The 24,222-nt window shown below is 42.8% G+C and carries 23 protein-coding genes; 3 read left to right on the top strand and 20 right to left on the bottom strand.

Translation table 11 applies throughout. From position 1 onward, the window contains the following. Positions 1–119: 119 nt before the first annotated feature. Both prmC and prfA read right to left on the bottom strand, forming a co-directional pair. On the bottom strand, positions 120–1,004 hold the full coding sequence (gene prmC / locus OIT90_RS02055; RefSeq protein WP_228280092.1) for a peptide chain release factor N(5)-glutamine methyltransferase: 885 nt from the start codon (positions 1,002–1,004) through the stop codon (positions 120–122). Beyond that, entirely contained in the window at positions 994–2,061 is a 1,068-nt protein-coding gene (gene prfA, locus OIT90_RS02050) for a peptide chain release factor 1 (RefSeq protein ID WP_039182133.1), read from the bottom strand. Before prfA ends, prmC begins: the two co-directional genes overlap by 11 nt. A 210-nt stretch (positions 2,062–2,271) precedes the next feature. Between prfA and racA the strand changes: the two genes are divergently transcribed. Further along, a complete protein-coding gene (gene racA, locus OIT90_RS02045) occupies positions 2,272–2,820 on the top strand; it encodes a chromosome-anchoring protein RacA (protein WP_106025519.1) in 549 nt (182 codons plus the stop codon). Positions 2,821–2,855: 35 nt separating this feature from the next. On the opposite strand, the gene OIT90_RS02040 is transcribed toward racA, so the two are convergent. From OIT90_RS02040 to OIT90_RS01995, 10 genes are all read right to left on the bottom strand, one after another. Then, complete coding sequence (locus tag OIT90_RS02040; protein WP_095409777.1) at positions 2,856–3,812, bottom strand: AEC family transporter; 957 nt, start codon at positions 3,810–3,812, stop codon at positions 2,856–2,858. 90 nt (positions 3,813–3,902) lie between these two features. After that, the gene (gene malS / locus OIT90_RS02035; protein ID WP_039182140.1) at positions 3,903–5,603 is read right to left on the bottom strand and encodes an oxaloacetate-decarboxylating malate dehydrogenase; all 1,701 of its coding nucleotides are present in this window, start codon (positions 5,601–5,603) and stop codon (positions 3,903–3,905) included. 279 nt (positions 5,604–5,882) lie between these two features. Continuing rightward, a complete protein-coding gene (locus tag OIT90_RS02030; RefSeq protein ID WP_024426350.1) occupies positions 5,883–6,485 on the bottom strand; it encodes a thymidine kinase in 603 nt (200 codons plus the stop codon). 87 nt (positions 6,486–6,572) lie between these two features. Next, complete coding sequence (rpmE, locus tag OIT90_RS02025) at positions 6,573–6,773, bottom strand: 50S ribosomal protein L31 (RefSeq protein ID WP_003215407.1); 201 nt, start codon at positions 6,771–6,773, stop codon at positions 6,573–6,575. Between the two features lie 132 nt (positions 6,774–6,905). Further along, positions 6,906–8,189, bottom strand: coding sequence for a transcription termination factor Rho (gene rho / locus OIT90_RS02020; RefSeq protein ID WP_008354975.1), 1,284 nt, complete (start codon positions 8,187–8,189; stop codon positions 6,906–6,908). Between the two features lie 366 nt (positions 8,190–8,555). Next, entirely contained in the window at positions 8,556–9,521 is a 966-nt protein-coding gene (gene glpX, locus OIT90_RS02015) for a class II fructose-bisphosphatase (protein ID WP_012011567.1), read from the bottom strand. A 32-nt stretch (positions 9,522–9,553) separates the two neighbouring features. Further along, on the bottom strand, positions 9,554–10,843 hold the full coding sequence (locus OIT90_RS02010; protein WP_024423746.1) for a UDP-N-acetylglucosamine 1-carboxyvinyltransferase: 1,290 nt from the start codon (positions 10,841–10,843) through the stop codon (positions 9,554–9,556). Positions 10,844–11,090: 247 nt separating this feature from the next. Continuing rightward, positions 11,091–11,729 carry a fructose-6-phosphate aldolase gene (gene fsa / locus OIT90_RS02005; RefSeq protein WP_039182147.1) on the bottom strand — a complete coding sequence of 213 codons (639 nt, stop codon included), beginning with the start codon at positions 11,727–11,729 and terminating at the stop codon, positions 11,091–11,093. 111 nt (positions 11,730–11,840) lie between these two features. Continuing rightward, the gene (locus OIT90_RS02000; RefSeq protein ID WP_024423748.1) at positions 11,841–12,698 is read right to left on the bottom strand and encodes a class II fructose-bisphosphate aldolase; all 858 of its coding nucleotides are present in this window, start codon (positions 12,696–12,698) and stop codon (positions 11,841–11,843) included. 178 nt (positions 12,699–12,876) lie between these two features. Then, positions 12,877–13,251, bottom strand: a complete 375-nt coding sequence (locus OIT90_RS01995) for a response regulator (protein WP_003214681.1) — start codon at positions 13,249–13,251, stop codon at positions 12,877–12,879. Between the two features lie 180 nt (positions 13,252–13,431). Here OIT90_RS01995 and OIT90_RS01990 point away from each other — a divergent pair, with 180 nt between their 5' ends. Then, positions 13,432–13,962, top strand: coding sequence for a DUF2529 domain-containing protein (locus OIT90_RS01990; RefSeq protein WP_039182149.1), 531 nt, complete (start codon positions 13,432–13,434; stop codon positions 13,960–13,962). A 40-nt stretch (positions 13,963–14,002) separates the two neighbouring features. Here the strand turns inward: OIT90_RS01990 and pyrG are convergent, their stop codons facing one another. After that, entirely contained in the window at positions 14,003–15,610 is a 1,608-nt protein-coding gene (gene pyrG, locus OIT90_RS01985) for a glutamine hydrolyzing CTP synthase (protein ID WP_039182151.1), read from the bottom strand. Between the two features lie 239 nt (positions 15,611–15,849). Further along, on the bottom strand, positions 15,850–16,389 hold the full coding sequence (gene rpoE, locus OIT90_RS01980; RefSeq protein WP_058838549.1) for a DNA-directed RNA polymerase subunit delta: 540 nt from the start codon (positions 16,387–16,389) through the stop codon (positions 15,850–15,852). 377 nt (positions 16,390–16,766) lie between these two features. Between rpoE and OIT90_RS01975 the strand changes: the two genes are divergently transcribed. Next, entirely contained in the window at positions 16,767–17,240 is a 474-nt protein-coding gene (locus OIT90_RS01975; RefSeq protein ID WP_474892323.1) for a DUF2798 domain-containing protein, read from the top strand. A gap of 13 nt (positions 17,241–17,253) precedes the next feature. Here OIT90_RS01975 and OIT90_RS01970 read toward each other — a convergent pair whose 3' ends face one another. The 6 genes from OIT90_RS01970 to OIT90_RS01945 form a co-directional block, all read right to left on the bottom strand. Further along, on the bottom strand, positions 17,254–17,451 hold the full coding sequence (locus OIT90_RS01970) for a hypothetical protein (RefSeq protein WP_251180984.1): 198 nt from the start codon (positions 17,449–17,451) through the stop codon (positions 17,254–17,256). A gap of 131 nt (positions 17,452–17,582) precedes the next feature. After that, positions 17,583–18,725 (bottom strand): acyl-CoA dehydrogenase, encoded by a 1,143-nt coding sequence (locus OIT90_RS01965; RefSeq protein WP_039182155.1) that lies wholly within the window; start codon positions 18,723–18,725, stop codon positions 17,583–17,585. A gap of 16 nt (positions 18,726–18,741) precedes the next feature. Then, positions 18,742–19,854, bottom strand: coding sequence for an acyl-CoA dehydrogenase family protein (locus OIT90_RS01960; RefSeq protein WP_039182157.1), 1,113 nt, complete (start codon positions 19,852–19,854; stop codon positions 18,742–18,744). An 11-nt stretch (positions 19,855–19,865) separates the two neighbouring features. After that, positions 19,866–20,729 carry a 3-hydroxybutyryl-CoA dehydrogenase gene (locus OIT90_RS01955; protein WP_039182159.1) on the bottom strand — a complete coding sequence of 288 codons (864 nt, stop codon included), beginning with the start codon at positions 20,727–20,729 and terminating at the stop codon, positions 19,866–19,868. Next, positions 20,729–21,922, bottom strand: coding sequence for an acetyl-CoA C-acetyltransferase (locus OIT90_RS01950; RefSeq protein WP_474892209.1), 1,194 nt, complete (start codon positions 21,920–21,922; stop codon positions 20,729–20,731). Before OIT90_RS01950 ends, OIT90_RS01955 begins: the two co-directional genes overlap by 1 nt. 102 nt (positions 21,923–22,024) lie before the next feature. Continuing rightward, on the bottom strand, positions 22,025–24,136 hold the full coding sequence (locus OIT90_RS01945) for a heterodisulfide reductase-related iron-sulfur binding cluster (protein WP_212043493.1): 2,112 nt from the start codon (positions 24,134–24,136) through the stop codon (positions 22,025–22,027). Positions 24,137–24,222 lie beyond the last annotated feature (86 nt).

The following is a 24,222-nucleotide window of genomic DNA, read 5'->3' as shown; positions in this document are numbered from 1 at the left end:
TTCGCTCCTTCAAAACAAATTTATGTAAAAAATCATGATCAGAATGTTCATTCTTCTATATATACGTTTCTCTTTTACCATAAGTTTCATCTTTACATAATAAAATAGTCCGGCTATATTCAGCCGGACTTTCCGTTTTGAATGTGTGCGCAAACAGCTCGATCTTTTCCATTAATATCTTTGACGGTGTAGACATGCGCTTTAGGGAAAGCCTGCACGAGAAGCGCTGTGACATCTTGACCTTGCGTATGTCCAATTTCAAAGACAACAACTGCCTGTTCACTCAGCACGCTGTGAAGATCACGAACAAGACGTTTATAAAACCACAAGCCATCACGTCCGTCCGTCAGCGCATTCACCGGCTCATGCTTCGTCACAACCTCAGACAGACTGTCCATTTCTTCCGCCGCAATATAAGGTGGATTGGAAATAAATACATCTACTTTGATGCCTTGAGCTATAACCGGTTCAAGTAAATCTCCATGTAAAAAATGAACGTCTGCACCGAGCGCTTGTTGATTCCGTTTTGCTACCGCAAGCGCTTCTTGTGAGATATCAGTCGCTGTGACAGATAGTGATTTTTTTTCAAGAGCGAGCGTAATTGCAATGGCTCCGCTTCCTGTGCCAACGTCAACTGCTTTGAGCGGCTGATCGGGCGGGAAAACGTCACCTACCAAATTGAGCGCCGCCAGAACAACTTCTTCCGTTTCAGGACGAGGAATGAGAACATGCTTGTTCACCTCGAAAGGACGTCCGTAAAAGAATTCAACACCCGTTAAATGCTGAACAGGAACACCCGCCTTATGCTGCGTCACAAATTTGCTGAACAGTTGATCTTGCTCCTCAGGCAGCGCATCATGAAAACGTGCAAGAAGCTCACTTCTGCTCCAACCGAGCACATGCATCAACAGGAGTTCTGCTGCATTTTGGTCTCTGCCAGCTTCCGTTAACAAAGAAGAAGCCCATTTAAGGGCTTCGAAGATTGTTCGCTCTTTATTTTGCATCTTGAAGCTTTCTTGCTTGGTCTTCCATAATTAATGCATCAATGACCTCGTCAAGTTTTCCTTCTAAAATTTGATCAAGCTTTTGAATCGTCAATCCGATGCGGTGGTCTGTTACACGGTTTTGCGGGAAGTTGTACGTACGGATACGCTCTGAACGATCCCCTGTTCCAACCGCAGATTTACGTGTTTGATCGTATTCAGCCTGTGCTTCACGCTGGAATTTATCATAAATTCTCGCACGCAGTACTTTCATGGCTTTTTCTTTGTTTTTAATTTGTGATTTCTCATCCTGACAGGATACAACAACACCTGTTGGAAGGTGAGTTAATCGAACAGCAGACATTGTCGTGTTTACACTCTGTCCGCCAGGTCCGCTTGATGTGAAAGTATCGACACGGATGTCTTTTTCATGGATATCAATTTCAACTTCCTCAGCCTCAGGTAATACAGCGACTGTCGCAGTTGATGTATGAATCCGTCCGCCTGATTCCGTTTCTGGAACACGCTGTACGCGGTGTGCGCCGTTTTCAAACTTTAGTTTAGAGTATGCGCCTTTCCCGCTGATCATAAAGATAATCTCTTTATAACCGCCTGTGCCAGTGACACTTGCTTCCATGACTTCTGTTTTCCAGCCTTGCATTTCAGCATAACGGCTGTACATACGGTAAAGGTTTCCTGCAAAAAGAGCAGCCTCTTCTCCACCCGCTGCACCACGAACCTCCACAATAACGTTTTTGTTGTCATTCGGATCTTTCGGGATCAGCAAGATTTTCAGCTCGTCTTCTAAACGTTCTGTTTCCTCAGTGAGCTCTGAAATTTCTTCTTTGACCATGTCGCGCATCTCAGCATCCAGCTTCTCTTCGAGCATTGCTTTCGCATCATTCAGCTGGTCGTATGCCGCACGATATTGTCTATATACCTCAACAGTTTCTTGAATATCGGATTGTTCTTTCGAATATTCACGAAGCTTCGTAGTGTCGTTCACCACTTCAGGGTCACTTAAATATTCATTTAGTTTTTCATAACGTTCTTCAATTGATTTTAAACGGTCTAACATGGTCTTCACCTCTGTTTTGTGCGTAACAGTCTAATTATAGTATAGCGGGGTATGACAGTCAAAAAAATCTCCAAAACAATTGATTTTCTGCAATTTTTCGCTAGAAAACACGATCTTTGGCGATTGGTTACTTGTTTTGTCTAACGTGAAGGAACAGGTCCTCCTTAAAGAGAATGGTACTTGTAATTGAAAAAAGGGAGGGCATTTGGTTTGAATACAAATGAGGTTGCAAAGGAAATTGGTGTTTCTTCAAAGACGATTCAGCGTTGGGTCAAACAACTCAACATCCCTGTCGCCCGGAATGAACTTGGACATTATGAATTTCATGAAGATATTGTACAGCTGCTCAAAGAGGTCAAACACCAGATGAGTGAAGGTGTGATCCTCCAAGATATTCAACTGCCAATCCATAAGGAAACCGTTCGTCAATCAGCACCTGCTGTCGAAACTGATGTCTCCAAACAGCGGATTGAAGCATTAGAAAAACAAGTAAAAGCGCTCATTCAGCAGCAATTACACGTCACTGATGTCGAAGACCGCCTGCAAGAACTTGAACGGAAATTGGCTAAAAAAGCAGATGAAGGTGTATCGTATCAGCTGCTTCAGCACCGCAGAGAAATTGAAGATTTATCCACAAAATTTGACCGCCTCGCCGCAACCTTGAAACAACCGTCACAAGCAGAAGAAAAAAAGGAAATCGCACCCCCTGACCTCAAAAAAAAGCGTGTACTCTTCCCTCTGTTTCATTCATTTCGCTAAGAAAGGCTGCCTAAATAGGCAGCCTTTCTACTATATTATACGGTAAGTGCAATAATGATCGGTAATGTGATAAGTGACATGATGGCACTGATCACAAATGCGGATGCAGTTTCCGCCTCTTGTTTTTCAAATCGTGTTGCGATCATTGCTGCCACAGCTGAACCTGGGAAGGCTACAAGTAATACAGCTTTTGTAATTTCATCAGCCGAAAGACCCATAAGAACCGCAATAAAATACATAAGTATTGGTTGTACAGCTACTTTTAGCAATGCAATACTGAAGGCTGGCAAGCTTAATTTAATTTTGCGGATACCAACAGTGACACCGACTGCGAATAGCGCAACCCCTGATGTAACGCTGCCAATTTCCTCTAACATTTCGTGTCCAATTGCAGGAAGTTTAAATCCTAAAAGAACAAGAATGATACTGGCTAACGGTGCAAGTGCAAGCGGCTCTGATAAACCGTGCAAAATTGCTTTTGTCGTCATTTTCAGGAAGCTTTCGCCGTCTTTGGTTTTCCCTTTTGTTTTTTCACCGACAGTTGATACAATAATTGCAATTGGATCAAGCATTGCATTTACAACTATTCCGGTAATCGCAATCGGAATTGCAACTTCTTGAGCCCCAAATAAACTGCCCAAGACCGGAATCCCCATAAATGCAAAGGTCGGTTGTGCTGAGTTTAATGAGAAAACAGATGAGTCTGTTAAATCATATTTAAAAGCAAATTTCGTAACTAAAAGGATAATGATATAAAAACCAACGATTCCGAAAATCAATGCAACGAAAAATGGAATTTGACTATAGAATTTATCTTTTGGTGTTGACAGAATACTGGCGATAAAGTGCGCTGGTAAAGCATACTTTGTTACAAGTGTACTTACACCTTTTGCAGATTTAGCGTCATAGCTGCCGAAGTGTCCTGCGAACCAACCCAGCGCGATAACGAAAAAAATCGGTGCTAGGAGGATCAAAATATTTAAAAAGTCCATCTTACTATTCCTCCTTAAATCCTTTACATGTTTCTTATTTATTGCGGCATTGCTTAGATTACCCGAAGCAATGCCGCGTTACACATTTTATTATGCTCTTACTATTTTTTTATATTCAGGAATCCACATTGCGTCTTTCACAGCTTGTTCGATGTTGTCCGGCGTTTTTCTTGCGACACCATCTTCAATTGCTGCTTTCGCTACTTCAACAGCCACATGAATTGACACTTCTTGCAATTTATCAATACTTGGAAGAAGACCAGCACCTGGTTTCTCATGATCAACCATTTCAGCAATTGCATTTGCAGAAGCAACGAACATGCCTTTTGTGATGATTTTTGATTCTGTTACGATTGAACCAAGACCAAGTCCAGGGAAAACGAACGCATTGTTTGATTGTCCGATTTCATGTTCGATTCCGTTATACTCAACGTTTTCGAACGGGCTTCCTGTTGCAACAAGTGCACGGCCGTCAGTCCATTTGAATAGATCCTCTGGCACTGCTTCAGCAAGCGGTGTTGGGTTAGACATTGGCATGATCACTGGACGCTCTGTATGAGCTGCCATTTCTTTAATGATTTCTTCAGTGAATGCGCCGCCTTGACCTGAAGTACCAATAAGAATTGTTGGCTTCGCTTGGCGAACCGTTTCAGCAAATGAGATTTGTCCTTTTTCATCGCGTGCCCAGCCTTCTACTTCATCAGAAGAACGAAGGTATGGTTTTTGGAAATCAAGCACTTCATCTTCAAATTGGTCTGTTAGCAATCCTCTGTAGTCTAAAGTCCAGAATGCATTATTTGCTTCTTCTTCTGTTAGACCTTCAAGAACCATTGTGTCACGCATTTGATCTGCGATTCCGATACCAGCTGATCCAGCTCCGAAGATGACAACACGGTGATCTTTCAATTGAGTACCAGTTTTCTTGACAGCTGCAAGAACACCCGCTAAAGTAATGGCACCAGTACCTTGAATATCATCGTTGAACGTTAAGATGTTATCATTGTATTTTTTCATGATGTTACGCGCATTTTTGTTTCCAAGGTCTTCCCAGTGCAGCAATGCTTTCGGGAAGAATTTAAGTGCTGCTTTTACATAAGCATCAATGAATTCTTCGTATTTTTCACCTTGTACACGTTTGTGATGGTTCCCGATGTATAATGGATCATTCAATAATTTTTCATTGTTTGTTCCAACATCTAATACAACTGGAATCACGCGGCTAGGATCAATACCTGCTGCAGCCGTGTAAACAGCTAATTTACCGATTGCGATGTTGATACCACCAACACCCCAGTCACCAATTCCAAGAATACTCTCAGAGTCAGTTGCAACGATGAGGTCAATGTCTCCAGCAGTTGCGTGCAAGTTTTCAAATGCTTTCTCGATGCCGTCAATGTCGTCGATTGAAAGATAGACACCATGAGGTCTTCTGTATTCATGGCTGTATTCTTGAATCGCTTCACCAACAGTTGGTGTGTACACAACAGGAAGCATTTCACGAAGCTTTTCTGTTAAAAGCTTGTAGAACAATACTTCGTTACGGTTTTGTAAATCACTTAAGTATACGTTTTGACGAAGACGATCCGGCTGAGCTAGAAATTGCTTGTACGCTCTTTCTGCTTGCTGTTCTAAAGTGAGAACGGTTGGAGGAAGTAAACCTTCAAGTCCAAGCTCTTGTCTTTCTTCTTCAGAGAAAGCAACGCCTTTGTTCAACGTTGGAATCGATAATACATCTTTACCTGTCAAAGTGGTTTCGAGGTACCCTTCTTTTGTTTTCTTCACGTTGTTCATCAAAAACTACCCTCTTTCTAAAATATAAATAAAGTGAACTATTAATCCAAAGAACGATTAAGGAGAAAAATCCTTAATCAAAAAAATTATGACAAGAAATCGAACTTTTCGTTTAAATGCTTTACACTACAGTTAGTCATTTTATGCCTGCTTATAACAAAACGCAAGCGTTGAAAATTAGATAATTTAATCGTAGTGTTATTTAATTTATTTAAGTACAAATGATGGGTGTTTAGCCAAAATCTCGAAAAACGAAACACAGCGGCATTTGCTATTTTTTTATTTGTCAAGTGTTGTACCAACATCAAGTCTTGGTACTTCATGGTGATGTCTGCATCGTGCTTCGTATGATTCCTGCGCACCTACTAAAATAATAGGATCATCATAGGATGCGGGTTTACCGTCGATCAAGCGTTGTGTTCTACTCGCTGGGGAGCCGCATACCGAACAAACTGCTTGAAGTTTTGTTACAAGCTCTGCACATGCCATTAAATGCGGAACAACACCAAATGGCTCTCCTCTGAAGTCTTGATCCAGGCCTGCAACAATGACTCGGTAGCCTTGGTCAGCCAATTGAGTGACAATGTCAATGATTGTCTCATCAAAAAATTGCACCTCATCAATGCCAATGACATCGGTTCTTTCTGATATGTGCGTTATTATGTCTTTTGGTGAGGCTACTGCAATCCCATCTAATGATGAACCGTTATGTGACACAACTGAGCTTGTACTATATCGGTTATCAATCGATGGTTTGAATATTTTTACTTCTTGTTTGGCAAAGGTGGCCCTTTTGGCTCTCCGAATCAATTCTTCCGACTTTCCAGAAAACATACTACCGCAGATGACTTCAAGCCAACCGCTTTGTTTCATCACATACATAAGGTCTTCTCCCCCGTTTTAAAGTTCCATCAATCCACGTAAAAAAACAGGCAAGAACGGATTCCTGCCTGTTTATTGTATCTATTATTACTTAAGACCGTATTTTTTGTTAAAGCGGTCAACACGTCCATCAGCAGAAGCGAATTTTTGACGGCCTGTATAGAAAGGATGGCACTCAGAGCAAATCTCGATGCGTACCTCTTCTTTTACTGATCCAGTTTCAAACTCATTTCCACAAGCGCATTTGACTGTAGCTTTTTTGTAGTTAGGATGAATTCCTGTTTTCATCTACTGTCATCTCCTTCCGCCCTGAATCCAATTCGGAAACAGAGTTAATATCTCAGAAATAAATTCTGAAACGCACATGATAAAATTATAACAGTGTAAGTCTATGATTGCAAATGTATTTTTTCAGGGAAGCTATCTTCTTGATGCAGACATATTGGCTTGTTTCCATTCTTGCGTTAAAATATCGAAAAATTCTTGGTTTGTCTTTGTTTTTCTCATTTTACGCATGAACTTCTCAGCGAAGTCAGGTGTATCTGACATCGATTTTCTCATCGCCCATAGACGATCAAGATGCTCTTTTGGCACAAGCAGTTCTTCTTTTCTCGTACCAGAACGGCGAATGTCGATCGCAGGGAAAATTCTTCTTTCGGCCAAAGAACGGTCCAAATGAAGCTCCATGTTTCCAGTTCCTTTAAACTCTTCATAAATCACGTCATCCATACGTGATCCTGTATCAACAAGTGCAGTGGCTAAAATCGTCAAGCTTCCGCCTTCTTCAATGTTACGCGCAGCACCAAAGAAGCGTTTTGGACGATGGAAAGCCGCTGGATCAATACCACCTGAAAGCGTTCGGCCGCTTGGCGGAATCACAAGGTTGTATGCACGAGCAAGCCTTGTGATGCTGTCCATTAAGATGATGACATCTTTTTTATGTTCAACAAGACGCATCGCACGCTCTAAGACAAGCTCTGCTACTTTAATGTGGTTTTCCGGTACTTCGTCAAAGGTTGAACTAACAACATCCCCTGCAACAGAACGTTCGATATCTGTTACTTCTTCTGGTCGTTCATCAATCAAAAGGACAATCAGCTCTGCCTCTGGGTGATTTTCAGAAATGCTGTTGGCAATTTCTTTAAGCAAAATAGTTTTCCCAGCCTTAGGCGGTGCAACGATTAAACCACGCTGTCCAAATCCAACTGGCGCCATCATGTCCATAATTCTAGTAGACAGGTGATTAGGCTGTGTTTCAAGAATCATTTGACGGTCAGGAAATAGCGGTGTGAGTGCAGGAAAGTGAACACGTTCCTTTGCTGATTCTGGGTCGTCCCCATTTACCGCTTCTACATGAAGGAGGCCATAGTAGCGTTCATTCTCTTTTGGAGGTCGTACCTTTCCAGACACTTTATCTCCATTTCGTAAATCAAAGCGTCTGATTTGTGAAGCTGAAATATAAATGTCTTCAGAACTTGGGGAGTAGTTAATCGGTCTTAAGAAACCAAATCCCTCAGACTGAATAATTTCAAGAACCCCTTCCATAAATAAGAGATCCTCTTGCTCAGCATTCGCCTTTAAGATGGCAAAAATTAATTCTTTTTTTGTTAGTTTGCTGTAATAAGAGATTTTGTATCGTTTTGCTAACTCATACAGCTCTTTTAATTTCATATTTTCCAAAGATGAAATCGAAACATCTTTCAATATGGACACCACACTTTTCTAGTCAATGTATTTCTTTACAAATGCATGACCATTGTATTTGATTAGCTTTTTAATTCCGTTGTTGTTGGAATGACCTCGCTCTGATGGTAACGCTCCCACTCGTTTTATCGTGAAAGATAGGAACAATGTGAAATAGAGCTTTTTTAACATAGAGAAGGATAATGAGTATATCGTCATGATGCGGCAGTATTTAAACTTGTTGAAGCTTAAAAGAAGTAAATTCGCAGAAAATTTCGCAGCACTCTTTAGTTTTACCTCATTTGCAGAGAATATTCAACTTTAAAAAGAAAATGATATACATTTGACACCTATATGAAAAGCGGGTAATGAATACCCGCTTTCAGATTACGGACGAATGACAAGATTCGGTTTTTTCTTTAAGCTGTGTCTGCCGTCTACGAAACGAACTGTACCCGATTTCGCACGCATGACAACACTATGTGTTGTTCCAACAGAGCCTTTGAATTGAACACCTTTAAGTAATTCCCCGTCTGTTACACCTGTCGCTGCAAAAATGGCGTCATCTCCTTTTACGAGATCTTCCATTCTGAGGACTTTACCAACATCCAGCCCCATTTTCTCACAGCGTCTTAATTCTTCTTCACTTTGAGGAAGAAGCTTACCATGAATTTCACCACCAAGTGCCTTTAATGCAACAGCAGAAAGGACACCCTCAGGCGCTCCGCCTGAACCAAATAGAATATCAACACCTGTGTGATCAAATGCTGTATTAATGGCTCCTGCAACGTCACCATCATCGATCAGTTTAATTCTTGCTCCTGCTTCTCTCAGTTCAGCAATAATTTTTTCATGTCGATCTCTGTTTAAAATCGTTGCAACCACATCTTCAATATCTTTGTTTTTCGCTTTTGCAACAGCGCGAAGATTATCAATGACAGGCGCTTCAATATCGATGCAGCCTACCGCTTCTGGACCTACTGCGATCTTATCCATGTACATATCAGGTGCATTCAGCAGATTGCCATGATCTGCAACTGCAATGACAGCTAAGGCATTCCAGCCGCCGCTTGCCACAATGTTTGTTCCTTCTAATGGATCAACAGCGACATCCACGCGAGGTCCATATCCGTTCCCAAGCTTTTCCCCAATATAAAGCATTGGTGCTTCGTCCATTTCCCCTTCGCCAATCACCACTGTTCCCTTCATCGGAATGGTGTCAAATACATCACGCATTGCACTTGTTGCAGCATCATCCGCTTCGTCTTTTAATCCTCTTCCCATCCAACGGGCAGATTTTAATGCAGCTGCTTCTGTCACCCGTACTAGTTCCATCGATAAACTTCTTTCCATTTTTGTCAAAATCTCCTCTCACAGTCAAAGCCTTATGAATTTTGAAGTTCTTCTATTTCTTGGTCATTCAGCTTTTCACGCCAGATGGTTGCACCCAAGCCTTCAAGCTTCTTCTCAAGCAAACTATATCCTCTGTCTATATGTTCAAGCCCTGTGATTTCGGTCACACCGTCTGCCATTAGCCCTGCGACAACAAGACAAGCTCCTGCACGCAGATCACTTGCTTTGACCTTTGCTCCTTGAAGCTGCGTTTGTCCGGTAATAATAGCGGATCTTCCTTCGACCTTCATGTTTGCACCCATTCGGCGCAATTCGTCAATGTGCTTAAAGCGAGCTGAGTAGATCGTATCTGTGACCACACTCGTGCCTTTCGCTTTTGTTAACAGCGCCGTCATCGGCTGTTGAAGGTCAGTCGGAAAGCCCGGATACACAAGGGTTTTGATATCGACAGGCTTGAGTCCTTCGTTTCTGCCAACGATCAGCATCTGATCGTTGCTCGTTTCAATGGTGAACCCCATTTCTCTAAGTTTCGCCGTAATTGATTCTAAATGAGTTGGGATCACATTATCAAGTACAACTTCATCTCCCATCGCTGCACCAGCTATTAAAAATGTTCCTGCTTCGATGCGGTCAGGGATGATTGAATGCTTACAGCCATGAAGGGATTCTACACCTTCGATTCGAATGACATCGGTCCCCGCACCTTTGATTTTGGCACCCATGCTTGCAAGCAGTGTCGCTACATCAATAATTTCGGGTTCCTTTGCAGCATTTTCAATCACGGTTTTTCCTTCAGCCAGTACGGCTGCCAGCATGATGTTGATTGTCGCACCTACACTGACAACATCAAGATAAATCCGGGCTCCGACTAATTTTTCAGCGCGCAAATAAATCGCACCCTGCTCGTTTGTCACCTCGGCTCCGAGTGCTTCAAAGCCTTTGATATGCTGATCAATCGGTCTAGGTCCTAAGTGACATCCTCCTGGCAGTCCGATGACAGCCTGCTTGAATCTTCCCAGCATGGCTCCCATTAAATAATAGGATGCACGCAGTTTCTTCACTTTTCCATTAGGAAGCGGCATACTGATCATGGAAACAGGATTAACAACCATTTCACCTTTTTCAAAAGTGACCTTTCCGCCAATTTCTTCTAACAGATCTCGCAATGTGTCGATATCTGATATATGCGGAAGGCCTTCAATGGTTACTGGAGAATCAGCGAGAATCGTGGCAGGAATCAGTGCCACAGCACTATTTTTCGCACCACTAATATGTACGGTCCCGCGCAAGGGATCACCGCCGGCAATGTTTAACTTTTCCATATTTGTCTCCCTTCTTAAAGAAGATCACTGTTGGAGTTATACTGTTTGTGGATGTCGCGCTTTAAAAGGTCTTGTCCAAAATTTAGCCAATATCAAGAGAAAGAATACAGGTTAAACGAAATTTGTCGGAAGAAAAATAATCGAAGCTTTGCGAGGCTGTGATGTTCTCTTCTTTGCACAAAACATTTCTTAGCGTTTATAAGGAAAACTGCGGCAAACGAGAGACGATCCCGCCTGCCACAATCATTTATTTATTCCAGTCTGCTAAAAATTGCTCAATGCCTGCATCCGTTAATGGGTGTTTCGTCAGCTGCTTGATGACTTTCAGCGGCATTGTGCCGATATGAGCACCTCTAAGCGCAGCTTCTGTCACATGCTGCGGGTGACGAATGGATGCAGCAATGATTTGTGTATCTAATCCATGAACATCAAAAATAGTTTTCACTTCGCTGATGAGATCAAGACCATTTTGGCCAATGTCATCTAAGCGGCCAAGGAATGGAGAAACATACGTCGCACCAGCTCTAGCTGCAAGAAGTGCCTGGTTTGCACTAAAAATCAATGTGACGTTTGTTTTAATTCCAAGGTCCGTTAATGCTTTAACAGCTTTAAGGCCATCTGTAGTCATTGGAATTTTGACCGTGATATTTGGTGCGATAGCAGCAAGCTCTTTTCCTTCTTCAATCATTTCCTCTGCTTTTAAGGAAATCACTTCTGCACTGACAGAGCCTGATACCACGTCAGTGATTTCGCGAAGGCGGTCGTGGAATGATACGTTCTTTTCTTTCGCTACTAAACTAGGGTTTGTTGTGACGCCTGCTAAAATGCCAAGCTCGTGCGCCTCTTTGATGTCTTCAATATTTGCTGTATCTACGAAAAATAACATAACTGTGCCACTCTCCTATCAATAAATTGTCTGAAATGTAAATTTGATTGCGCTTTCTCGAGATATGGAGAAAACCGCCTGTGACTCAGGCGGCTTTCGGTTCTCATCAAATTATGCTTGGTTAGAAGAACCAAATTCGCGCATTTTGCCGATAACAGTCGCTTTAATTGCGTCACGAGCTGGTCCAAGATATTTACGTGGATCATACTCTTCTGTTTTTGCAGCAAGTGTTTCGCGTACTGCTTTCGCAGAAGCAATTTGGTTTTCAGTGTTTACATTGATTTTTGCTGTACCAAGTGAAATTGCACGCTTGATGTCAGCAGTTGGGATACCTGTTCCGCCGTGAAGAACAAGTGGAAGACCAGTCGTTTTACCGATTTCTTCCATTTCAGCGAAACCAAGGTTTGGTTCACCTTTGTATGGACCATGTACTGAACCTAATGCAGGTGCAAGGCAGTCAATACCAGTGCGTTCTACAAGCTCTTGGCACTCTTTTGGATCAGCATAAATAACGCCCTCAGCGATGACGTCATCTTCTTGCCCACCAACAGTTCCAAGTTCAGCTTCAACAGACACACCATGGAAATGTGCAAGTTCAACAACTTTCGCAGTTGTTTCCACATTCTCATCAAATGGGTGGTGAGAAGCATCGATCATGACAGAAGTAAATCCTGCATGAATCGCTTTTGCACAAGATTCAAAGCTTGAACCGTGATCTAAATGAATCGCAACAGGAACTGTTACATTATATTCTTCGATTAACGCTTTAACCATTGCGACAACTGTTTTGAAGCCGCCCATGTAGCGTCCTGCTCCTTCAGATACTCCTAAGATAACAGGAGATTTCTCTTCTTCAGCAGCTTGTAAAATCGCTTGCGTGAATTCTAAGTTATTTAAGTTAAACTGTCCAACAGCGTAACCTTTTTCCTTTGCGTCTTTCAACATTTCTGTCATTGAAACTAAAGGCATGATGAAAAATCCTCCCTATGTAGCTAATTTGCTTGCTAAAAAAAGCTCTCCACCCTAGCATGACCAGAATTTCTCGCCATATGTAAACTTTCAAAGTCAGATCGCTTTCTTCTTCCTTTATAGGATACCAATTATTCGACAAATCGGCAACAGAATGACTCGATTCAATCATTTCCATCTAGCCATTTGTTTCAAGCGGCAAGTATTCTTTGACAGCATCTCGGATTTCATCAATATCAAACGGCTTAGCGAAGTGCGTCAATGCACCTAGTTCTTTGGATTCTTGGATCATATCTAATTCGCCATAGGCTGTCATAATGATGACACGGATATCTTCATCAATTAATTTCATCCGTTTTAAAATTTCGATACCATCCATCCCGGGGATTTTCATATCAAGCAGGACAAGGTTCGGTCTATGATTTTTCACAATATCTAATGCTTGTAGTCCATTGGCAGCTTGGAAGGTTTGATAGCCTTCTTTATGAAACACTTCATTCAATAATATTCTAATACCGTACTGATCATCGACAATTAAAATTTTCTCATTCATCTGTTACACCCCATTGCTTTCATTTTTCGCCATAAAAAGAGCTGTTGTTAAATAATTCTGTTTGATTTTCACATTTCCTTTAATTATAATAGTTTACTTTACGACATTTTCTGAGCATTTTTCCTAATATTCTCTTTATATTCTATTATAAAATGATCTGACCGAAGGAGGAAATGAGTCTTGTTAAAAATTTTTACGACCCAGTTATCAGGTATTTTTTCACGTATTGGAGAAAAGCAGGCTGAAGCGATTGAGGACGGTGCACGCCTTCTTGCACAGGCTGTTGTCAGTGGACATGCCGTTTATTTTCACGGAAAGAATGAACTGGCTGCTGTCGCCCTAGAGGCATCTGAAAGCAATGAGCCGTTTCCCGGTGCGAAAGTGCTGCCGCTCGATCAAAAGGAGCGCAGCTTACTTCAACCTAGTGACAGGGTGCTGCTATTTTATTCAGACCCAGAAGATCAGGAAATTCAATCTCTTGTTAAAGAGCTGCACGAACAAGGTACACCCGTTGTTGGTGTAGGGCCGGCACAAAAGGAGCCGTCCACGATTGAAGAGCATTGTGATGTCCACATTGATTTTCAGCTCAAGAAACCGCTTGTGCCCGCTGAAGATGGGACAAGGTTTGGTTTTCCTGCTTTAATGACCTGCTTATACGTCTACCACGCCCTATCGTTTACTGTGAAGGAGATCGTGGAGGAATATGAATAAAAAAACTGCCGAGAAGTGATATTCTCGGCAGTTTTTTGTTTTATTTTGATTCAGATGCTTGTAGTGAAGCACCAACGAAATCTCTAAATAATGGCTGTGGTCTTGTCGGTCTTGAAACGAATTCTGGGTGGAACTGAGAAGCAAGGAACCAAGGGTGATCCTTCAGCTCGATAATTTCAACAAGACGTCCGTCTGGGCTTGTACCAGAGAAGACGAAGCCTGCTGCTTCCATTTGCTGTCTGTATTCGTTATTAAATTCGTAACGATGACGGTGGCGTTCGTAGACCACTTCGTCATTGTATGCAGCAAATGCTTTTGAGTCTTCATTTAATTTACAAGGATATAGACCAAGACGAAGTGTTCCGCCTAGATCATCTACATCCTTCTGTTCTGGAAGAAGGTCAATGATTGGGAATGCTGTTTCAGGATCAATTTCCGCTGAATGAGCTCCTTCAAGGCCTAATACGTTTCTCGCGTATTCGATTGATGCCACTTGCATTCCTAAGCAGATTCCGAAGAATGGCACTTTGTTTTCACGGGCAAATTGTGTAGCAATGATTTTCCCTTCTACTCCGCGGTCTCCGAAGCCTCCAGGAACAATGATGCCGTCAACATCTTGTACGAAATCAGCGATATTCTCTGCTGTCACTTCTTCTGCATTGATCCATTTAATTTGAACATCTGCATCAAACGCATAACCAGCATGACGAAGTGATTCAACGACAGAAATATAAGCATCTTGCAGCTCAACATATTTCCCTACAAGACCAATTGTGACTTGTTTTGAAAGGTTTTGCACTTTATCAACAAGTGCTGTCCACTCTGTCATGTCCGCATCTTGGCAGTCAAGTTTCATATGTTCACATACTAGCTTGTCCAGCCCTTGTTTTTGTAAATCAAGCGGAATAGAGTAAAGCGTGTCTGCATCCTGACATTCGATAACAGCTTTTGTATCAATATCACAAAACAGTGCAATTTTGTCCTTCATATCTTGTGCCAATGGCATTTCCGTTCTGACCACGATGACATTTGGCTGAATACCAAGACTGCGAAGTTCTTTTACACTATGCTGTGTTGGTTTTGTTTTCAATTCACCCGCTGCACGGATGTAAGGAACGAGGGTACAATGAATGTACATCACGTTTTCGCGGCCGATGTCACTCTTCATTTGACGAATGGCTTCAAGGAATGGAAGGGATTCGATATCTCCTACTGTTCCGCCGATTTCTGTAATAACCACATCTGCACCCGTTTCTTTTCCGGCACGGTACACGCGGTCTTTGATTTCATTTGTAATGTGGGGAATGACCTGTACTGTTCCACCTAAGTAGTCACCGCGGCGCTCTTTCTTCAGAACAGTTGAGTAGATTTTACCAGTTGTGACGTTGCTGTACTTATTTAAGTTAATATCAATGAAACGCTCGTAGTGACCTAAGTCAAGATCTGTTTCAGCACCATCATCTGTGACAAAAACCTCACCGTGCTGGTATGGACTCATTGTCCCTGGGTCTACGTTGATGTATGGATCGAATTTTTGAATGGTGACATCCATCCCTCTATTTTTCAGAAGGCGGCCTAACGAAGCAGCCGTGATTCCTTTTCCAAGTGAGGAAACAACTCCTCCTGTTACAAAAATATACTTTGTCATTTCGTATGCTCCTCTCTTTTTTACCCTTGCATGTCTACGCATGCACAGCTTCATCCTTTTTAGAGTGTATCCCTAAATCTCTTGAAAAATAAGAAAGCTCCCTTTCAAATAAATGAAAGGGAGCGTAAATGAACGTATCTTTACGTACTCTTTTTTAGAGAGCCCAAAATACATACTACATAGTTCGCTCAGGAAAGTCAAGACGGTTTTGTCCTGTTTTGAGGACCGGTTTGAGAGGGTTATTTCTCTTCCTCTTCATCGTCTAAATCGTCTTCATCAATCTCCGTTAAGCCGTCATCATCTTCATCATCATCTTCGTCGAAGTCTTCAAGATCTTCATCGATTTCTTCATCATCGTCTAGGTCGAGATCATCGTCGTCTTCAACAAGATCAAGGTCTTCTTCAAGCTCGTCGATTTCTTCTTCCTCTTCGATTTCATCGAAGTCGTCTTCAACGACAGCTGCTTTTGTTTTTTTCTTTTTCGCTTTTGTTTTCACAGCTGGCTGAACTTCTTCTTCGATTTGATCAACTGGATACCAGCTGCGAAGTCCCCATCTCTGATCACCTAACGAAATAAAGCGGCCATCTATATTTAAGTCTGTATAAAATTGAGCAAGTCGATCATCTAGATCGGATTTTTGTATTCCTTGCAAACGGACGATTTCATCTATTAACTCGGAAAACGTAATTGGTGTTTTGCTGTCTCTGAAAATTTCATAAGCAAGTTCAACTAAAGACATTTGTTTGAGCTGTTCCTGTGAGTATTCTTTCAAACTCAAGGTCAGACACTCCCTTTCTATTACATGTATGTATCCATTTATCAGTGAAATAATAAGTATTTATACCTTATTCTTACGACAAACCATACCTCTCATTATAAACAAATTAGGGGAGTTTATGCCACCTTTATCGATGTTAATTTTTCATTTTTTCACAAGAGAAGCCTCTAGCGGTCAATCATTTGCGCCGAATTGGCATAATTCATGTGTGAAGCACACATTTTGCATGCTTTTTTGTCTTCCCTTTAGATGAATATAAAGCCATTTATCCTTCTTAGAAAAGGGGATTTATTCCTTCACAAAATGTTCACTTACGACGAATTGAAACAGAAATCTATAATAAATAGACTAATTTTGAGAGGTTGATCGAATTGCCAATGACAAAAAAAGAAGATATTCAATTTGGTGTCTTGATGTGTTTTTGTATGTTTTCAGTGATGTTCTTTTATAATCTACTTCTAAATAGCCGGCTTGGACATATGACATGGTTAGAAGGTGTACTCACCTATGTGATCGGTTTTGCCATCACTTTGTTGATTGAGATGTGTATTGTTGGGCCTTCAGCAAAAAAAGCAGCCAGCCGTTTTGCCCCAAAAGGCAAGAAAATCTATTTTATTCTCACTCTTTCTATCTGCATCGTGTTTGGGATGGTGTGTCTCATGTCTTTATGCGGATATGTAGTTCAAAGCATCAGCGCAGGATTTCAAACACAATCGATTCTATCTGACTACTTTACGATTTTCGGCCATAATGTCATTTTGGCGCTCCCTTTGCAGATGTTGATTATGGGACCGCTTGTCCGTTTTGTTTTTTTCAAATGGATGAAATCAAAACAGCCCGCAGCGGTTTAGTCGAATGGATATGTTACAGCTGGATATTCTGAATTAATGAAAAAACCAAAGGTAAGGTGAGTAAAGTGCCCGCAGACATGAGTACAATGAGTTTTCTGTGGCTGTTTTCTTTTTCTTCCTTCTGTTTTGGAGACTTTGAAAGCTCTGTGGAGACCATAATCCATATGATCATCGTGACTATCCCTAAAATGCCAATAAATGTTGTGCTCATCATGATAACCTCCATTTTGATTTTTTCCAATTTTACCATAACGCTCAGTTGAATATGAGATCATATTGGAGACATTTCACATTTGACACAAAAACAGACCACCTCACATTCAGGTGGTCTTTGCTTGTTTTCTACATATCTAGCAGTTTCCTTGAGATGACCAGACGCTGGATTTCCTGTGTTCCTTCATATATTTGAGTGATTTTCGCATCACGCATGTATCGTTCGACTGGGTAATCCTTTGTGTAGCCGTACCCGCCGAAGATTTGAACCGCTTCTGTCGTCACCTTCATCGCTGTATCACCGGCAAAGAGCTTGGACATGGCTGATTCCTTTCCATACGGGAGGCCTTTCGTTTCAAGCCATGCCGCTTGGTAAGTAAGCAGCCTTGATGCTTCAATCGCTGTGGCCATATCAGCCAGCTTAAAGGCGATCCCTTGCTGCTGAATAATCGGTTTGCCAAATTGTTTACGCTCCTTGGCATAATCAACCGCCGCATCAAGAGCGCCTTGAGCAATCCCAACTGCCTGTGCAGCAATGCCGTTTCTGCCGCCATCGAGCGTCATCATGGCTATTTTGAATCCTTCTCCTTCTTGACCGAGCCGGTTTCTTTCATGAATCCGGCAATCTTCAAATCGAATTTCAGTTGTTGGGGATGAGCGTATGCCCAGTTTGCTTTCCTTTTTGCCAACGGAAAAACCAGGTGTCTCTTTTTCTACAATAAAAGCAGTTGTATTTCGGGATGAAGCTCCTTGGTCTGTTACGGCAAACACAATATAATAATCTGCAATGCCTCCATTTGTAATAAAGATTTTCGCCCCGTTCAGAACATATTCACTGCCTGCCTTGACAGCCGTTGTCTTCATTCCGCCAGCATCTGAGCCTGAACCACTCTCTGTGAGCGCATATGCTCCTATCTTCTGCCCTTCTGCAAGCGGCTTTAAATAGGTCTCTTTTTGTTCATCTGTTCCGAATGTATAGATTGGCCATGAAGCAAGAGATGTATGGGCGGACAGGGTGACGCCTGTAGAGGCGCATACTCTTGAAAGCTCCTCAACTGCTATGACGTAGGCTAAATAGTCACTGCCGATTCCGCCCACGTCTTCCGGCCAAGGGATACCCGTTAAACCAAGCTCTGCCATTTTGCGAAAAATAGATGGATCATATGTCTCTGTTTCGTCTCGCTTTGCTGCTGTTGGCTCCACTTCATTTTTCGCAAAGTCTCTCACCATTTTTTGAATCATTTCATGTTCGTCACTTAATTGGAACTGCATCGTGAGCCACCTCGTTTCATATTAGCTGTTTACAGATGACCAGCCTTTGTATTTCACTTGTTCCTTCATAGATTTCACAAATTTTCGCATCACGAAAGTAACGTTCTGCTTGATAGCGATTCGTATAACCATCCATGCCTAGCAAATGGATCACTTCTGTACTGATCTCCACCGCCGTTTTTGACGCAAATAGCTTTGCCATTGATGCTTCCTTTGTGACGGGACGATTGGCCTCTTTGAAAGAAGCCGCTTGATAGACGAGTAATTTAGCTGCCTCAAGCTTCGCCGCCAAATCGCCCAGTCGAATGGTCGTTTCAAGACCTGCTGGATGTCGCTTTAAATAGCTGACTGCCTCGGTTAAAGCAGCTTCTGCAATGCCAAGGCTTTGAGCCGCAATTCCGATTCTCCCTGCATTTAAGCTAGACATGGCAATTTGAAAGCCTTCTCCTTCTGCACCCAGCAGCTGATCTTTTGGAATCCGCACGCCATCAAAATGAAGCGTGACTGTTTTTGAACCGTGCAGTCCCATCTTTTTCTCATCTTTTCCAATCGTAAATCCCGGCGTATCTTTCTCTACAATGAACGCCGATATATTTTTTCTCGCAGAAGCCGGATCGGTCACCGCAAAGACAAGATATAACTCTGCTTCTCCGCCGCTTGTGATAAAGATTTTCGTCCCATTTAATACATAATCGCTGCCCATCCGCTCTGCTCTTAACTGAATACTGGAGGCATCTGATCCAGCCTTTGGTTCAGTCAGACAAAAGGCGCCTAGCTTCTCTCCTGATGCAAGCAGCGGGACATAGGATTCTTTTTGTTCCTTCGTTCCAAAAGTCAAAATAGGCATCGTCACAACAGATGTATGAACGGACACAATGACACCGATGGTCGCACTCACTTTCGATAATTCATGGATTGCGATGATATACGTTGTAAAATCTGCTCCTAAGCCTTGATACGAAGCTGGTATTGGAATCCCTAGATAGCCTTGCCTTCCCATTTCACTTAAAAGGGTTTTTGGAAACCGGCCTTGTTCCATGGCTTCTACTTCAGGGAATACACGCTGGCGTGCAAATTCTGCTGTCTGTTCTCTCCAGAGACGCTGTTTATCCGTAAGCATAACATCCATCTTGACTCCCCCTATGAGTGGTCGTGGTATGTGTAAAAACCTCTCTTTGTCTTTTTGCCAAGCCAGCCTGCATTCACGTATTTTTTCAAAAGAGGACAAGGGCGATATTTGCTGTCTCCAAGTCCTTCGTGAAGGGTATTCATAATAAATAAACATGTATCCAATCCGATGAAATCAGCTAGACGAAGCGGCCCCATTGGGTGATTCATCCCTAGTGTCATCACGCCATCAATGCTTTCTGCATCTGCCACGCCTTCATATAGGGTGTAAATGGCTTCATTGATCATTGGCATCAATATGCGATTTGAGACGAACCCTGGGAAGTCTTCCACTTCAATTGGGGTTTTGTTTAATGTCTTCGCTGTTTCATAAACAAATTGATATGTGTCATCACTCGTTTGCAGCGCGCGAATGACTTCAACGAGTTTCATGACAGGAACGGGATTCATAAAATGCATGCCAATCACTTTCTCCGGTCTGCTCGTCACAGCTGCTAATTCTGTGATCGACAAGGAAGACGTATTTGTCGCAAATATGGCCTCCGCCTCTGCAAATTGATCAAGTGTTTCAAAGATTTGTTTTTTGACACTCATTTGTTCAGAAGCAGCTTCAATCACTAAATGAGCCTGCTGAACGTCTTTTAAATCTGTGGATACGGCAAGTCGCTGCGTGATATCTCGGACTGCCTGATGTGCCAGCTTTCCTTTTTCTGCCCGCTTCGTCAGTTGTTTGGTCATGGAGGAAATCGCTCGATGAATCTGCTTTTCTGATGCATCATGGAGCAGGACTGTATAGCCTGACTGTGCAAACACTTGGGCAATGCCTGATCCCATTTGACCGGCTCCAACGACCAGAACGGTCTCTTCTATGCTCATCAAAAAACGCCTCCCTTTTCATCTACCTTTATCATGATCGCATCTCCTTGACCGCCTCCACTGCAAATCGCTGCAATGCCAATGCCACCGCCTCTTTGTCTTAATGCATGAATCAATGTCAATATGATACGTGTTCCGCTTGCCCCAATCGGATGACCGAGTGCGACAGCCCCTCCGTTGATATTCATTTTCCGCCGGTCGATCCCGGTCATTTTTTCACATGCCAGAGCCACAGCTGAAAAGGCCTCATTGATTTCAACCAAATCGATATCCTCTAGGCGCTTTCCTGTTTTCTTTAAAAGCTTCTCGATGGCAAGGGCTGGTGTTTTCGGGAAATCCTTCGCCTCTACAGCAACCTGAGTATGACCGAGAACGACTGCCATAGGCTTTACACCATGCCGTGCAGCATACGTGTCTTTCATTAGAAGAAGTGCACTTGCACCATCATTGACACCTGGTGCATTTCCAGCGGTGATGGTACCTGTCTGATCAAAAACAGGCATGAGCTTTGACAGCCGTTCATATGACGTATCACGCCGCGGAGATTCATCTTCTGTGATCAGCCGTTTTCCCGTTTTTGTTTTGACAGTGACGGGGGTGATTTCATGTTGAAAAAAGCCACTTTTTTGCGCTTCGATGGCCCGTTCATGACTTCTGAGTGCCCACAGATCCTGCTCTTCCCGCGTGATGCCCAGCTCCTTTGCAGCCATACTTCCATACTCACCCATATGAACGCCTGTAAACGAACAGGTTAAGCCATCTAAAATCATCGCATCTTGTACTGCACCATCTCCCATTTTGTAGCCCCATCGCGCTTTTTTTAGCAGATAAGGAGCGTGAGACATGGATTCCATACCGCCCGCCGCGATGACCTCAGCATCACCGGCTCGAATGATTTGATCTGCCGTGCTCACACTGCGCATGCCTGATGCACAGACTTTATTGATGGTTTGTGTTGGAACATACCAAGGAAGATCAGCATATCTTGCTGCTTGCCTTGAAGGAATCTGCCCTTGCCCTCCTTGTAAAACACTTCCCATAATGACCTCATCTATTTCATGAGAACCCGAAACTCTTTCCAGTGCAGCCTTGATCGCTATACCGCCTAGTTCTACGGCAGTCAAACCACTGAGAGCACCGCCTAGTTTTCCAAATGGTGTTCTTGCTCCAGATACAATGACCGTCGTACTCATGTATGTCCCTCCTAATTGTTACCGCTTACATATCATCTAGGCAGCTGATGTAACAGCGCCATGGATAAGCCGATGAACATCCTATTCATCGGCCTGTCATCTTTACGACACCTGTTTTCCAGGCTCGCCAAACACTGATTTTTCAAGAAGTTCGGCGACATCAAATGTGCCTACCTGCTCCTCTACTTCCTTCGCCTTCGTCCCATCTCCCAGCATCGTTAAGCAATAAGGACACCCTGAGCTGATGATGGACGGCTGGACCTGTAGCGCCTGCTCCGTTCGTGCAGTGTTAATCCGGGTACCCGTCTCCTCTTCCATCCACATTAAGCCCCCGCCTGCACCGCAGCACATACCAGTTTCACGGTTGCGTTCCATTTCTTTCAGCGTCACACCTGGAATGGCTTTTAAAATATCTCTTGGCGGGTCGTACACTTCGTTATATCTGCCTAAGTAGCATGAGTCGTGGAAGGTAATTACCTCGTTCACTTCATGTACAGGCGTTATTTTCCCTTCTTTCACTAACTCTGCCAGTAATTCTGTATGATGGTACACTTCTGCCTCAAGTCCAAAGTCTGGATATTCATTTTTAAATAAGTTGTAGGCGTGTGGATCAATCGTGACGATCTTTGTGACGCCGTTTTTCTGGAATTCTTCAATATTTTTTGCAGCAAGCTCTTGGAATAAAAATTCGTTTCCGAGTCTTCTTGGTGTATCGCCTGAGTTTTTCTCTTTATTGCCTAGGATCGCAAAGGATACCCCCGCTTCATTGAGGAGTTTTGCAAAGGCAAGTGCAATCTTTTGGCTTCGATTGTCATATGCCCCCATTGAACCAACCCAGAATAAATAATCAAAGGTTTGCTCTGCTTTTTTCAGCTCTTTCACTGTCGGCACATGCACATCTTCTCTCAGTTCACGCCAATTTTCTCTTTCTTTCCGGTTCAATCCCCACGGGTTTCCTTGGCGCTCAATGCTTGTCATGGCACGCTGTGCATCTGCGTCCATTTTTCCTTCGGTCAGCACAAGATATCTGCGCATATCAATAATCTTGTCGACATGTTCATTCATGACAGGGCATTGGTCTTCACAGTTTCGGCATGTCGTACATGCCCAGATCTCTTCTTCTGTAATGACCTCTCCAATAAGAGAAGGATGGTATATAGAGCTGGCAGCCGACTCTTCCGCACCTGCTCCTCTCGCCTGCAGTGCCAACTGGTTTCCTGTTGTCTGCTTGAAGGCAAGCTGCGGGACCCAAGGTGTTTTCGATGTAATGGCGGCCCCTTTATTGGTTAAATGATCTCTTAACCTTAAAATCAAATCCATTGGAGACAGCATCTTTCCTGTCCCTGTTGCCGGGCACATATTCGTGCAGCGCCCACATTCCACACAGGCGTAAAGATCAATCAGCTGAGACTGACGGAAGTCTTCAATTTTTCCCACACCGAAGGTCTCTTGTGTCTCATCTTCAAAATCGATTTTTTGCAGCTTGCCTGGCGGGTCTAATCTGCTGACAAATACGTTGACAGGCCCTGCAATCAAATGGGCGTGCTTTGACTGAGGAACATATACTAAAAATGTCAGCAAAATGAGCAGATGCATCCACCATGCGGCATAAAAAACAATCGCAGCCGCAAGAGGTGAAATTCCGCCCAGCAAGAAAGCAATACCAGAAGCGATTGGCTCAGTTGGTGATAGAGAGTGTCCATGCCAGATGATGTTCATGCCGTTCCCTAGTAAGACTGTAAGCATTAATCCGCCAATAAATAAAAGCACTAGACCCGATTTAAAACCTCGTTTTAAACGGACAAGTTTTTCCACATATCTTCTATGGAAAGCCCATACAACGGCCACTAAAATGAGAAGTGTGACCACCTCTTGGAAAAACGTAAAGGCGCCGTACACCGGACCTAAAGGAAGCCCGCTGTCTGGAATAAGCCCCTTCAAAATAAAATCAAGGGCTCCGAACTGTACAAGGATAAATCCGTAGAAAAACAGCACATGAATGATGCCGCTCTTCTTGTCCTTTAACAGCTTCTTTTGCCCAAATACATTGACCCAAACACGCTCTAAGCGTTTCTTCATGTCTTGTTGAAACTCTTCTTTTTTACCAAGACGAATATACGCCGCTCGTGTTCGAATGAGATAAACAAACAAATACACAGCGTAAGCGGTCACCGCCGCAAATGCGATCAAGTTGATGATTAAAAGGCTATTCATCTTGCTCCCCCTTTCATTCCCCAAAACCCACTTTGTTCCGTTTCCATGTTGTACCTCTATCATAAATAATGAATGAGTATTCAGTC

The organism is Bacillus sp. ABR (genome assembly GCF_056172715.1).
The sequence above is the reverse complement of the archived record's forward strand: the minus strand, read 5'-3'. Positions and strand labels throughout refer to the sequence as shown.

What these genes read in the sequence shown, in the direction of transcription:
- prmC (WP_228280092.1), bottom strand. Translation starts at nt 1,004, where the DNA reads ATGCAAAATAAAGAGCGAACAATCTTCGAAGCCCTTAAATGGGCTTCT.
- prfA (WP_039182133.1), bottom strand. Translation starts at nt 2,061, where the DNA reads ATGTTAGACCGTTTAAAATCAATTGAAGAACGTTATGAAAAACTAAAT.
- OIT90_RS02040 (WP_095409777.1), bottom strand. Translation starts at nt 3,812, where the DNA reads ATGGACTTTTTAAATATTTTGATCCTCCTAGCACCGATTTTTTTCGTT.
- malS (WP_039182140.1), bottom strand. Translation starts at nt 5,603, where the DNA reads ATGAACAACGTGAAGAAAACAAAAGAAGGGTACCTCGAAACCACTTTG.
- OIT90_RS02030 (WP_024426350.1), bottom strand. Translation starts at nt 6,485, where the DNA reads ATGTATGTGATGAAACAAAGCGGTTGGCTTGAAGTCATCTGCGGTAGT.
- rpmE (WP_003215407.1), bottom strand. Translation starts at nt 6,773, where the DNA reads ATGAAAACAGGAATTCATCCTAACTACAAAAAAGCTACAGTCAAATGC.
- glpX (WP_012011567.1), bottom strand. Translation starts at nt 9,521, where the DNA reads ATGGAAAGAAGTTTATCGATGGAACTAGTACGGGTGACAGAAGCAGCT.
- OIT90_RS02010 (WP_024423746.1), bottom strand. Translation starts at nt 10,843, where the DNA reads ATGGAAAAGTTAAACATTGCCGGCGGTGATCCCTTGCGCGGGACCGTA.
- fsa (WP_039182147.1), bottom strand. Translation starts at nt 11,729, where the DNA reads ATGTTATTTTTCGTAGATACAGCAAATATTGAAGACATCAAAGAGGCG.
- OIT90_RS02000 (WP_024423748.1), bottom strand. Translation starts at nt 12,698, where the DNA reads ATGCCTTTAGTTTCAATGACAGAAATGTTGAAAGACGCAAAGGAAAAA.
- OIT90_RS01995 (WP_003214681.1), bottom strand. Translation starts at nt 13,251, where the DNA reads ATGAATGAGAAAATTTTAATTGTCGATGATCAGTACGGTATTAGAATA.
- pyrG (WP_039182151.1), bottom strand. Translation starts at nt 15,610, where the DNA reads ATGACAAAGTATATTTTTGTAACAGGAGGAGTTGTTTCCTCACTTGGA.
- OIT90_RS01975 (WP_474892323.1), top strand. Translation starts at nt 16,767, where the DNA reads ATGACAAAAAAAGAAGATATTCAATTTGGTGTCTTGATGTGTTTTTGT.
- OIT90_RS01970 (WP_251180984.1), bottom strand. Translation starts at nt 17,451, where the DNA reads ATGAGCACAACATTTATTGGCATTTTAGGGATAGTCACGATGATCATA.
- OIT90_RS01965 (WP_039182155.1), bottom strand. Translation starts at nt 18,725, where the DNA reads ATGCAGTTCCAATTAAGTGACGAACATGAAATGATTCAAAAAATGGTG.
- OIT90_RS01960 (WP_039182157.1), bottom strand. Translation starts at nt 19,854, where the DNA reads ATGGATGTTATGCTTACGGATAAACAGCGTCTCTGGAGAGAACAGACA.
- OIT90_RS01955 (WP_039182159.1), bottom strand. Translation starts at nt 20,729, where the DNA reads ATGAGCATAGAAGAGACCGTTCTGGTCGTTGGAGCCGGTCAAATGGGA.
- OIT90_RS01950 (WP_474892209.1), bottom strand. Translation starts at nt 21,922, where the DNA reads ATGAGTACGACGGTCATTGTATCTGGAGCAAGAACACCATTTGGAAAA.
- OIT90_RS01945 (WP_212043493.1), bottom strand. Translation starts at nt 24,136, where the DNA reads ATGAATAGCCTTTTAATCATCAACTTGATCGCATTTGCGGCGGTGACC.